Annotated in this window: 7 protein-coding genes; 2 read left to right on the top strand and 5 right to left on the bottom strand. The window is 59.5% G+C overall.

Annotated features, from left to right (window positions below; translation table 11 throughout):
* Window positions 1-89: 89 nt before the first annotated feature.
* Complete coding sequence (locus tag CRI94_RS09195; protein WP_098075405.1) at window positions 90-560, bottom strand: FKBP-type peptidyl-prolyl cis-trans isomerase; 471 nt, start codon at window positions 558-560, stop codon at window positions 90-92.
* Between the two features lie 283 nt (window positions 561-843).
* On the opposite strand from CRI94_RS09195, the gene CRI94_RS09190 reads away from it, so the two are divergent.
* Window positions 844-1,842: a Brp/Blh family beta-carotene 15,15'-dioxygenase gene (locus CRI94_RS09190; protein ID WP_245846146.1), complete on the top strand. Its 999-nt coding sequence runs from the start codon at window positions 844-846 to the stop codon at window positions 1,840-1,842.
* 136 nt (window positions 1,843-1,978) lie between these two features.
* On the opposite strand, the gene CRI94_RS09185 is transcribed toward CRI94_RS09190, so the two are convergent.
* The 4 genes from CRI94_RS09185 to CRI94_RS09165 all read right to left on the bottom strand — a co-directional run bounded on the left by CRI94_RS09185 (window position 1,979) and on the right by CRI94_RS09165 (window position 9,101).
* A complete protein-coding gene (locus CRI94_RS09185) occupies window positions 1,979-2,536 on the bottom strand; it encodes a fasciclin domain-containing protein (protein ID WP_098075403.1) in 558 nt (185 codons plus the stop codon).
* An 830-nt stretch (window positions 2,537-3,366) separates the two neighbouring features.
* The gene (locus CRI94_RS09175) at window positions 3,367-4,716 is read right to left on the bottom strand and encodes a TolC family protein (RefSeq protein ID WP_098075401.1); all 1,350 of its coding nucleotides are present in this window, start codon (window positions 4,714-4,716) and stop codon (window positions 3,367-3,369) included.
* Window positions 4,717-4,772: 56 nt separating this feature from the next.
* Window positions 4,773-7,955, bottom strand: a complete 3,183-nt coding sequence (locus CRI94_RS09170) for an efflux RND transporter permease subunit (RefSeq protein ID WP_098075400.1) — start codon at window positions 7,953-7,955, stop codon at window positions 4,773-4,775.
* Between the two features lie 42 nt (window positions 7,956-7,997).
* Window positions 7,998-9,101, bottom strand: a complete 1,104-nt coding sequence (locus tag CRI94_RS09165) for an efflux RND transporter periplasmic adaptor subunit (RefSeq protein WP_179862229.1) — start codon at window positions 9,099-9,101, stop codon at window positions 7,998-8,000.
* A gap of 611 nt (window positions 9,102-9,712) precedes the next feature.
* Between CRI94_RS09165 and serC the strand changes: the two genes are divergently transcribed.
* Window positions 9,713-10,834 carry a 3-phosphoserine/phosphohydroxythreonine transaminase gene (serC, locus tag CRI94_RS09155; RefSeq protein ID WP_098075397.1) on the top strand — a complete coding sequence of 374 codons (1,122 nt, stop codon included), beginning with the start codon at window positions 9,713-9,715 and terminating at the stop codon, window positions 10,832-10,834.
* Window positions 10,835-11,060: the final 226 nt, after the last annotated feature.

Genomic DNA, 11,060 nt, shown 5'->3' with positions numbered 1-11,060 from the left:
GTACAAAGAAACGCGTGCGCACAGAAAAACGCCTCCGTGCCGAAGCACAGAGGCGTTTCCTTTTCAACAGCATGTTGCTGCTTCCGGGGTTACGGCGTGACTATGTTGCCGCCTTCATCGCTTGCCCCGTTTTCGTCAATGTCAATGAGTTCGATCTCGAATGTGAGAGTCCGTCCGGCGAGCGGGTGGTTCGCGTCGATTTCGACGGTGTCTTCGCCGAGCGCGGTGATGAGCACCGGAACGGTCTGGCCGTTGTCGAGACGGAGCTGCAGCTGCTGGCCAACCTGCGGCTCGACCTCGTCCGGAATCTGCGACTTCTCCAGTTCCATCACCATGTCCTCACGGTGGGAACCGTACGCCTGATCCGGATCGATCTCTTCCGTTTTGGAATCGCCGGGCTCCATGCCAAGAACCGCCTGCTCAAATCCCGGAATGACGCGGTTCTCACCGATCGTAAAGCTCAGCGGCTCGCCCTCGGCGGACGTGTCAAATACGGTACCGTCTTCGAGTTTCCCGGTATAGTGAACGCGGACTTCGTCTCCTTTTTTCGCCTGTGCCACGATGGTCCTCGGTTAGTTGGTCAGATATCGCAGTGTCGCAATAACGTCGACCATTTATAACGCGGCATCAAAAGGAGTGTTCAGAGTAAATCCAGCTTCCCCTCGCGTGAGGGCCATCTACGCATGAAACCGTGCGCGAACATGAAGGGAATCTGTGAAAGAAAGTCCACGTCTACCCTGGAGAGCGACGGATTCGTAACGCATGAGTAATAGGGTTGGGCGGAGTCAGACCCGAATTGTAGATTCTGTCTGTTCTTATCTGCCTTCCTTTCTTTCCCCAACTGTGTCTGATTTCCACGCTGAGGCGCATCACCACGAGGTAACGCTCCGATCGCCTCGCATTTACGTGACCGTATTAGGGATCACCCTCGCCTGTGCAGCGATCGGGGCGTGGGGAGGTCTTTCGCTTGGCCCCGCGGCATTTGCTGTGCTGATGGTGGCCGTGGTCGTGACGGGGATTCCCCATGGAGCGGTCGATCACATCGTCGCGGCGCAGCTATACGGTCTGTCCTCATCGCTTCGCGACCAGGCGCGCTTCTACGGGTTTTACCTCGCCATGATGGCGGTGTACGGTGCGCTCTGGTTTGTCGTGCCGGCCTGGTGCCTGGCCGCCTTTCTCGTGATGACGATGTATCATTTCGGGCAGGCTGACCTCGCGTACTGGTCGCTTCCGTCCGTGACAGCACGGGTGCTGTACCTCTCCCGCGGCCTGTTGCTGGTGGGGCTTCCCATTGCGGCCTTTCCAGGGATCGTCGATCCGATCTTCGATGCGATCGCTGGCGTCCAGGTCTCATCCTGGCCCTACGTCGCGACGCAGAGTGCATGGGTTTGCGCCGCATTGATCGTGCAGCATATTGTGATGCTGGCAGTGCTGCTTCCACAGACGCCGGAGCGCCCCGACGGCTGGTGGCGCGAGTTTGTGAACACGGCCGCACTGTCCGCTCTTTTCCTGACCGTCCACCCGCTTGTTGCCTTTGCCGTTTACTTTGGACTCTGGCATTCACTCGGTCACATTCTCGAGCTCGTTCGCTTCTTTAATCGCACCGGCGAGCCAACATCCCTTCCCGGATTTTATAAAAAAGCGGCCCTCTACACGATCATTTCGTTCGCCGGCCTGGGCCTTTTGTATGCGACGACGCAGTCGTTCGGCTTTGAGGATCAAATGGTCGCGCTTCTCTTCATCTTGATCAGCGTAATGACGCTTCCACATATGATTATCGTCGAGCATCTCTATCAGCAACCCGAAACGTCGGGTACGTCGCCCAGAGAAGTCGCGGCGTAAGAACGGGCGGCCACGAGGCTGGGCACGTGCGCGTGAGTAAAAAAAGGCGAGACACCCAGAGAGGGCATCTCGCCTGCTTCGTTCGAACGTGTTAGCGCGCGGCCGCGAATGCCTGTCCGTGCGCTACAAGGGAACCTTAACGCTCTCCACCGCCCATGTCACCTTCCTGCATTTCGTCAGAAGCAGGTGGCATGAGAACCGTGTCGATGACGTGAATGACACCGTTCGACGCCTGAATATCGGTCGTTGTCACTGTCGCGGTGTTCTGGCCTTTCAGCATCACCGTCCCATCTTCGACCATGATCTGGACGGGTTGGCCCTGAACGGTCGGAGCCTCATCCATTCCTACGACATCTTTCGCCATGGCCTTCGCCGGGGCCACGTGGTAGGTAAGGATCGCCGTTAGTTGATCCTTGTTTTCCTCCTTGAGCAGGTTGTCGAGAGTACCCTCAGGTAGTTTTTCGAAGGCAGCGTTCGTCGGTGCGAAAACCGTAAACGGACCTTCCCCCTGTAGCGTCTCCACGAGTCCCGCGGCCTTCAGGGCTGACACGAGAGTCGAGAAGTTTTCGTTGCTCTGGGCAACCTCAACGATGGTTCCTGGCTCTTCTCCCATGTCCTGGGCCTGAGCGGGAACGGCGAAGAAGAAGAGGAGAGTGAGTGCCGCAAGCGTGCGCGAAGCAAAGCGAGTAAACATGCCAATCGGTACTGTAATGAGTGGTAGCGTGGATAGAACCAATCCTTCACTGCGCTGAACATACGCCCGACCGGCATCGCCTATTGTACGGATCCCGTCAGATGTACCGGTCTGTCACACTTGATGGCTTTCTCATCAAGTGCGTTACGCTATCTGAATCCGCGCTTACAGCGGATTGGCAGATTCGCTGCCTATGCCGCCACAGTTTTACTCTGATGCTGAATCCAAATGATCGTGTCCGGATGCCGTGCCTCGGCTGTGGGGTCGATTCGATCGAAAAAGAGGAAGAGACGCAGGAATCAACGTTTTCTGGTCCTTCCAAGCGTGCAAAACACTTCAACAGACGATCGTGAGCCCGACATTCTCATTTGGATTTGGTATGGGAAAAGATGAGTGAAGGCGAGCGGGTCGTGAAACGAAGGGGTTGTTCATCACACACGGTTCAGTGTGGGCGGACAGGTCATGTAGATGGATCTCGTCCGATTCCTTCATTCCATCCGGTGGTGGAGGTGTCCGTGAAATGCTGCACGGCATGTAAGACACGAAAGACGGCGCCTCAATCGGCCGTTATTGAACTCGGTCCTGGAGAAGCATGCATGGGAGGATGTGGGTATGAGCGTGTGAGAGTGCGTCATGTTCGAAGATGACGTCTCGTTTCCGAGACGCATGAGGTCTGCTTCTCGATGACATACGAAGACATCCCGGTTTGAAATCAAACGGTCCGGTAGCTAGACAATGGCGTTGATCAGAAAAGGGGAGTCAACGTCGCACCGGACCCGCGGTGCAGCGGCTTAGACCGTTCCACGCGGGGGGAATGTGAGTGGTATGACCTACGGACCGTCAACCAATTGTCCACTCAGGCGAAGAAGCTCGATTTCCGCTTGTTTGGCTTCGAACCGTGCGTCAAGCAGCCGACTCTCAGCCCGGATTCGTTGCTGTTGTACCTCTCGTAGCTCGACGGACGTGATCGTGCCGAGGCGAAACCGTTCGAGGGCGATGTCGACGTTGGCAGAGGCCGCCGTGACGTTCTCCTGCTCGAGTTCGACGACGGCAAGACGGTTTCTGTACTGCTCGAAGGCTCCGGTGATTTCAGCCGCGAGCCGTGCCTCTGCATCGGACTGGCGGTATTTGGCGGCCTGCACACGGAGTTCGGCGTTTTCGACGCGCCGCTCACGTTCGAACCCGTCGAAGATCGTGAAGGCGAGTGATGCGCCGTATTCGAACTGGGAAGCCTCGTTGAATTGGAAGGCGCCGGCCCCGTTTTCGGTGCGGGCGTAGGAATAGCCGCCGAACAGGTCGAGGCTGGGAAACCAGTCGCTTCGCTCCTCTGCGACTTCCTCACGAGCGACGGCGACGGCCTGCTCGGCCTGGCGGAGGGCCGGACTCTGCGACTGCGCAATGTCTCGGAGGCGAGCCTCCTGCAAATTGGGGTCGAGAGCGACATCCGAGGACACGGGTGGTCCATCAGGCGCAGTGCGTCCGAGGAGTCGCGCTAGACGAGAACGTGCGGCGGTCAGGTCGGCGCGGATGCGGAGACGGTCAGCACGGTCGGTGTTGAGGTCGACAACGGCCTGCCGAACTTCCAGGTCGGACGCCGACCCCAGATCTTTTCGCAGTTGCGCGATGCGGAGACGTTCTTCTGAAATCGACACGGCTTCCTCGAAGACATCGACCTGCTGCTGCAGGCGTGCGACATCGGAGTACACCACGACGACATCCGCCACGACGAGTTCGACCTGCTCCCGGGTGGCTGCCTGCTGCTGGCTGCGCTCGGCCTGTAGACGATCATACGTGGCGCCTCTGCGAAAGCCATCGAAGAGCGTCCAACGCGCCTCGGCCCCGGCATTGTAGTTTGTCGACACCACACCGCTATCCGTTTGCTGACTGCCTCCAAACTCGACCGTCGAATTGGCGATGGACTGCGAGGCCTGTCCACTTGCTGATGCGCGTGGTAGATATCCCGCGTTCCCCAGCGTGACGTTATTCTCGGCGATGGCCGCGTCGGTGCGGGCAACCTGCACGTCGTAGTTGGCCTCCAGCGCCTCCTGAACGGCCGCCTCCAGGGTCAACGTATCCGCCGGACTCTCTTCTGTGGACGAAACCTGTGCCGCTACCGGTTGCATCACGCTAGTCGCGCAGAGCAAGAGCAGGGTGACGCAGAAACGAAGGGGACCGTACATCGAGGGGACGGGTGTGGGAAGAGAGAAAACAGATACTGAAAGCAGCGGCGTTTAGGTTACCGCTGGCTCCCAGGCGATTCGGACTGTGGTTGTCGCGTATCCACGTCCTCTGCGGGAATGCCGTCGCCGGTGTCGCCGCTGGTCGGGGCGGTGGCACTATCTGGCGAGACCGTCGCGAGTACGGGTCCGGCGTCTTCGCTGGTCAGGTACGAGTACGCAGCGGGGATGATGTAGAGTGCCATGAGTGTACCGATGACGAGCCCGCCAATCACAGCCACGCCCATAGGAACGCGGCTTTGCGCTCCGGAGCCCAGCCCCAGAGCGAGCGGCAGCACGCCGAGCGTTGTGGAGAGGGCGGTCATCAGGATGGGCCGGAAGCGCGCGACGGCGGCGTCCTCAATGGCGTCGCGAATCGACAATCCAGCAGCTTTGCGTTGGTTCGCAAACTCCACGATCAGAATGCCATTCTTGGCAACCAGGCCGACAAGCATGATCAGTCCGATCTGACTGAAGATGTTGAGTGTCTGACCGAAGACAGCGAGGCCGAACAGGGCTCCGACCATAGCAAGCGGCACCGTCAAGAGAATAATGAACGGGTCGCGGAAGCTTTCGAACTGAGCGGCCAGGACGAGATAGATGAGGATGATCGCCAGCCCGAACACGTACAGGAGCTGGTTTGATGTCTCCTGGAAGTCGCGCGATTGCCCGTCAAGGGCTGTGGAAAACGACGGATCCAGCACGTCATTCGCGACGCGATCCATTGCCGTGATGCCGTCGGAGATCGTGTAGCCGGGCGCGGGTCGTGCGCTCACCGTCGCAGACATGTAGCGGTTGAATCGATAGATCTGCGGTGGCGTCGCCTCCTCAGATACTGTCACGAGGTTGTCCAGCATGATCGGTTCGCCCGAGGCCGTGCGCACGAAGAGGCCGGTCAGGTCGACGGGCTCGTTGCTTCGCGACTTCTCTACGGCGGCGATGACCTCACGCTGTTCGCCGTCCCGGACGAAGTAGCCGACACGCTGCTCGGCCAGGGCCAGCTGGAGCGTCTGCGCCACGTCGAGGGGCGAGACGCCAACATTATCTGCCTTCTCGCGGTCGATCCGGACCTGAAGTTCCGGCTTGTTGAACTTCAGATCGACGTCCACGAACGCCAGCTCTGGCTGCTCCTCGGCGCGCTCCAGGAAGGTCGGAAGGACCTCCCGGAGCCGGTCGACACTTGGGGCCTGTAGCACATACTGTACGGGAAGTCCGCTGCTGAAGCCCACGGAGATCGTTGGCTCCTGCGACACGAACGTTCGCGCGCCCTCAAGCTTCGAAACGGCGGCCTGAAGCCGGTCTGCGTATTCCATCTGCGACGTCTCGCGCTCGCTCGGGTCGACGAAACGGGCGAAACCGAAGGCCGAGTTCACGGAGGTCGACGCGCCGAAGCCAGGAGACGTGACCGTGATGAGCGCCGACTGGTCCTCCTCAGGCACCACATCGTTGACGGTCGAAATCAGCCGGTCGACGAAGCCGTCCATGTAGTTGTACGTCGCGCCTTCGCGGGCGGTGGCGAAGAGGCGGACGCCGCTCCGATCCTCCAGTGGCGCGAGCTCTTGTGGCAGGCTCCACCAGTAGGTCGCGGTGAGAGCGATGACAGCGATCAGCACGACACCGCTGATCCAGCGCACTTCCATGAAGGCTTGCAGCGTGCGACGGTAGGCATCCGTGAGCCACTGGAAGAACGGCTCTGTCTTGCGGTAAATCCAGGGCTTCTCCTCCCGTTGCTTCAGCAAGCGTGACGAAAGCATCGGCGTCAGCGTCAGCGCGACAAACGAGGAAATCGCGACCGCCCCGGCGATGACGAGACCAAATTCCTGGAAGAGTTGTCCCGTCAGGCCGCCCATGAAGACGATGGGCGTAAAGATGACAACGAGCGCAATGGATGTCGCGATGACCGCAAAAAAGATCTCGCGGGTCCCCTCGATGCCGGCCTCGATCGGAGGTTTCCCCTCCTCGATTTTCGAGTAGATATTCTCCAGCACCACAATCGCGTCATCGACCACCAGGCCGATCGCGAGCACGATGGCAAGGAGCGTGAGCACGTTGATGGAGAAGCCCGCCATGTACATGATGAAGAACGCCCCGATCAGCGCGACGGGAATCACGAGGAGCGGTATGACGGTCGATCGCCAGTCGCGAAGGAAGGCAAAGATGATAAAGACGACCAGCAGGAACGCGAGGAAGATGGTCTGCTGAACCTCATCAATGCTTTGCCGGATCGGTTCCGTGTTGTCGAACCCGATGCCGAGCTCCAGGTCCGTCGGCAGGTCGGCCTTGATCGTCTCGAGCCGCTCGTAGAACTGGTCGACGATGTCGATGTAGTTCGCGCCGGGCAGCGGTCGAAGCACGACGCCGACCATCGGAATGCCGTCGCGCTGCAAAAGTGTCCGCATGTTGCGGGGGGCGATTTCAACGCGGCCGACATCCTTCATTCGGACCGTTTCACCGCTCTCAGACTGTTTGAGAATCAGGCTCTCAAAGTCCTCAACGGTTTCAAGGCGACCCATCGTGCGGACGGTGAGCTCGATCGACTCGCCCTCGATACGCCCGGATGGAAGCTCGACGTTCGACCGGTCGAGCGCGGAGCGGATATCGAGCGGCGTCAGATTGTACGCCGCCAGCTTTCCGGGGTCGAACCAGAGGCGCATCGCAAAGGTCTTTTCGCCCCAGACGTCGACCCGACTCACACCTTCGATCGTTTGCAATCGCTCCTTGAACCGCTTATCCGCGATCTCCGTGAGCTCCATCAAATTGCGCTGATCGCTCTTGATGTTGAGAAAAACGATCGGCGGGGCATCCGCGTCCGATTTGGAAACCGACGGAGGTTCGGCGTCGGTCGGGAGAACACGTCGAGCTCGGGAAACACGGTCACGGACGTCATTGGCGGCCCGTTCGAGGTCAGCTCCCAGATCAAATTCAACGGTGACGGTTGAGCGACCGGCGCGGGAGACCGAGCTGATCGTCCGGATGCCGTCGATGCCGTTGATCTGTTCCTCGAGCGGCTCGGTAATCTGCGAGTCGATCACATCCGCGTTTGCGCCCCGATACTCGGTGGTGACGCTGATGACCGGCGGACTCACGGAGGGATACTCGCGGACGCCCAGGAAGTAAAATCCAACCGCGCCGAAGATGATAATCATCGTCGACAGCACGGTGGAGAGCACCGGGCGGCGAATGCTAAGAGAATAGAGCGACATGTTGGGCAGGCGAAAAAGCGGAGAGCGGGGCGCGCGGAGGGGTTACTTGTCCGGTGTGACCGGGAGGCCTGCGCGCAGATTCTGGATGCCGGAGGTAATCACCGAATCTCCCGGGGCGAGGCCGTTGATGACCTGGACCGTCGAGTCGGTGCGGACACCAAGCGATACATTCCGGGGCTGGGCGGTGCCGTTTTCCTTTACAAATAGACGCTGACCACCGAGTGTGGGGAGAACGGCCATGGCAGGGACCATCAGTGCGTCGGGAACGGTGCCGAGACGAATTGTCGCGTCCGCGTACGCTCCGGGACGGAGGGCTCCGTCCCCGTTGTCGGCGCGAGCACGGAGGCGAAGCGTGCGAGTGGAGGGCTCAATGCGCGGTTCGACGGCATAAACGTCTCCCTCAAAGGCGCGGTCGGTGCCGCGGGTGCGAAAGCTAATCGTTTGTCCGGGCTGAATGCGTCCCGCGTACTGTTCGGGCACGGCGAGGTCGACCTTCATTGGGTTCAGCGCCTGCAACGTCGAGATCGTCGTCTGGGGCGAGATGTAGCTGCCTTCGCTCACGTTGCGGAGTCCGATGGTGCCCGCAAAGGGAGCCCGGATTTCAGTCTTCTCGATGCGCGCTTCCACGAGATCCAACTCTGCGCGCAGAACGCTCACTTCGTTTGCGACCGCGTCGTATTCCTCCTGGCTCACGCCGCCGCGATCAAGCAGGCTTTGCTGCCGCTCCTCACGATCTTCGGCCAGTTGGAGTCGGTACTCGAGTCGCTTGCGCTCGGCCTGCAGTTCCGCATCGTTGATTGTCAGAAGCAGTTGTCCGGCGCGGACTCGACTGCCTTCTTCGAACCGAATCGATGTGACCTTGCCGGAGGCTTCCGAGGTGAGTTCAACGGACTCGTTGGCTCGCAGCGTTGCACTCGTCTGCAAAGTTTCAGTGACGCGGGTTGGCTGCGCGACAAAAATGTCCACGCCGAGGGGGGCTCCGCTCCCGCCACCCTGGTTTCCATTGCCTTCAGAGGACGAGGCAAAGAGGCGTGGAATGGCAAGGCCGACGAGCAAAATGGCAACGGCTCCGATGACGACCAGGCGGGATGTCCCGATGCGATCGTCCGAAGAGGCGTCGGTCGATGAAGTAGGAGACTCAGACATGTTAAAAGCAGCCGCAAAGAATAGAGGAGCGGGCGGGAAGAGGCCCGGTAATAGCGCGGTTGAATACCCGTCGCCTACCCCGTGGGTTCGTTTAGTTTCTCTATACATGCGCGCTCAGTGTGCTTCGTTACAACCGATACCGTCGAAATGTCATGAACGGTGGAATTCGAGCGACGAAAGGGAAGGAAGCAAAATGCGAAGTGCGAAGTGCGAAATGCGAAGTGCGAAGTTCGAATTGTGGATTGTGGGTTGCGGATTGTCTATTGGGTTGGAATCTCAACGTTCGGGTTGACTCGATTGGAGATGGCAGGTACTTTCGTCCAAACGTCCAAACGTCCAAACGTCCAAACGTCCAAACGTCCAAACGTCCAAACGTCCAAACGTCCAAACGTCCAAACGTCCAAACGTCCAAACGTCCAAACGTCCAAACGTCCAAACGTCCAAAAGTCCAAACCTTCACACTTCCACACTTTCATACTTCCACACTTCGAAGCGTCCCAAACGGGACCATACGGTTGGGTTAGCCGTGAGTACCATCGACTCGGGCAGCAGTCCTCGCCCGCGCGGCACGCCGTTCTCTTTTTCGTGACCCACCAACTTCGCACGTCGACATGCAAGTTACCGATCCTACGTCGAACGCCTCCGCTCCGACCGACGGAAGCGAGCGTCAGTTTAATTTCTCCGCCGGCCCCGCCGTGCTTCCTGAGGAGGTACTTTTGGAGGCCAAGAACGAGCTTCCCGTGTATGACCACGTGGGGGCGTCCGTGATGGAAATCAGTCACCGCTCTGCCGCGTACGACAAGATCGAGGAATCGGCGCGGGAGCACATGAAGAAGCTCCTTGGCCTCAGCGACGACTGGCACGTGCTCTTCCTTCAGGGCGGTGCGTCAATGCAGTTCTACCAGGTGCCGCTCAACTTTTTGCCGGAAGACGGCTCCGCCGATTACGTCATCACCGGGCGCTGGGGGACCAAGGCGATCAAGGAAGCACGCCGAGTCGGGGACGTTCGCGTCGCGGCATCGAGTGAGGACGACGACTTCAGCCACGTCCCGCCGGTCGAGGAATGGGATTTGAACCCGGATGCTTCGTACGTCCACATCACGACGAACGAAACGGTCAACGGCAACCAGTTTCAGAAAGACCCGAACCTCGACGTCCCGGTCGTAACCGACGCATCCAGTGAGCTGCTCAGTCGTCCAATGGATCTGGATGGCTACGGCATGATCTACGCCGGCGCTCAGAAGAACGTCGGTCCCGCTGGTGTAACCATCGTCTTGATCCACGACGACTTTCTGCAGCAGCGCAAGCAGCCGCTTCCGACGATGCTCGACTATGGGACGCATGCGGCGAAGCGATTCAACACACCGCCCGTATTCCCAATCTACATGGTCGAGAAGGTTCTCCGCTGGCTCGACGACCTCGGTGGGGTGGACGCCATCCACGCGATCAACCAGCGCAAGTCGCAGAAGCTGTACAACGCGATTGACGGCAGCGACTTCTATCGTGGAACGGTCGACGAAGACTCGCGCTCAATGATGAACGTCACGTTTCGCCTCGTGGAGGAAGACCTCGAACCGGTGTTCATCAAGAAGGCGAAGGAGAATGGACTCCTTAGTCTCGGCGGTCACCGCACGGTCGGCGGCATGCGTGCTTCGCTCTACAACGCGCTGCCGGAAGAGGCGGTCGATACACTTGTCGCGTTCATGAAGGAATTTGAGCGCACACACGGCTAGTCCAATCTGATCCGGCCGGTTTTGAGCGCCTCATCGCCACGTCCGGCGGTGAGGCGTTTTTTGGTTTGCAAACCTATTTGGCGGACAGCCTCCGGCCACCCAGCGGTACGGACCGCCCGAAGACAGTTTCTCGCGCCGTTCGCAACACACTTGACCTCCCAACGGTCGGCCCTCGCTACGCTCCAAGCGCTGCGACATCGCCGATTTCGCGCACCGCGTCTTCTGC

Origin of the sequence: Longibacter salinarum (assembly GCF_002554795.1) — a bacterium.
GTDB classification, from domain to species: domain Bacteria; phylum Bacteroidota; class Rhodothermia; order Rhodothermales; family Salinibacteraceae; genus Longibacter; species Longibacter salinarum.
This window is presented reverse-complemented; position numbering and strand designations above follow the sequence as displayed.

Excerpts from the sequence above, each read along its gene's own strand:
- CRI94_RS09165 (WP_179862229.1), bottom strand. The coding sequence starts at position 9,101 with ATGTCTGAGTCTCCTACTTCATCGACCGACGCCTCTTCGGACGATCGC.
- CRI94_RS09185 (WP_098075403.1), bottom strand. The coding sequence starts at position 2,536 with ATGTTTACTCGCTTTGCTTCGCGCACGCTTGCGGCACTCACTCTCCTC.
- CRI94_RS09170 (WP_098075400.1), bottom strand. The coding sequence starts at position 7,955 with ATGTCGCTCTATTCTCTTAGCATTCGCCGCCCGGTGCTCTCCACCGTG.
- CRI94_RS09175 (WP_098075401.1), bottom strand. The coding sequence starts at position 4,716 with ATGTACGGTCCCCTTCGTTTCTGCGTCACCCTGCTCTTGCTCTGCGCG.
- serC (WP_098075397.1), top strand. The coding sequence starts at position 9,713 with ATGCAAGTTACCGATCCTACGTCGAACGCCTCCGCTCCGACCGACGGA.